This is a genomic window from Mesorhizobium australafricanum (assembly GCF_033977265.1).
Classification (GTDB): domain Bacteria; phylum Pseudomonadota; class Alphaproteobacteria; order Rhizobiales; family Rhizobiaceae; genus Mesorhizobium; species Mesorhizobium australafricanum.
On sequence record NZ_JAVIIT010000073.1, the window covers coordinates 1 to 576 of the forward strand.

The 576-nt window shown below is 63.5% G+C and carries 1 protein-coding gene; it reads left to right on the forward strand.

Going from position 1 to position 576, the window contains the following annotated elements; translation table 11 throughout:
* Positions 1 to 181 (forward strand): hypothetical protein (locus tag RFM98_RS31230; protein WP_320312301.1); only part of this gene is annotated, 181 nt, incomplete at its 5' end.
* Positions 182 to 576: the final 395 nt, after the last annotated feature.

The following is a 576-nucleotide window of genomic DNA, read 5'->3' on the forward strand; positions in this document are numbered from 1 at the left end:
TGCGCTGGAAAGCCCTGAGCGCGGCATTGTCGGAGCCCAGGCGCAGATGGTAGTGGGCTATCAGCGGGTCGACGAGCCGCGTTCGGGCGGCGAGATCTGGATTTTCCCTCTGCAGCTCCTGCGCCAGAAGTTCGTAATCCCTCTGGATATGCTCATCGTTCAGCCATTCCGTGGCGCCTAGTGCCAGCCCGCTGCGGTCGTGGGACGAGGCTTGCGGATCGAGCGCCTCAACCTGAGCGTCGGAGGCTGTACCTGGAAATGGCGTAGAGTGAGCATCGTCACGCAGCTCGGCGGGTGTGGACGGCAAATCGACCAGGGAATCAAGACCGCGGTAGATGTCTGACGAGCGAGCTGACGTGGATTTCGGCGCTGGCCACATAGTCGCGTCAAAATCAGACGGAATCTGCGGCGACCAATTCGAGTCGGAGCCGGCAGATTCCCGCCGCCCAGCTTGGTCCACCTCCTGCCAAAGCTGCGACTGATCGTAACTTTCCTGCGAGGCGGCGGGCCTTACTCCCCAATCGGCCTGCTCCCGCGAGCCAAGCTGTGGCCCGAGCTCCGGGTGCCTGCCGCTCG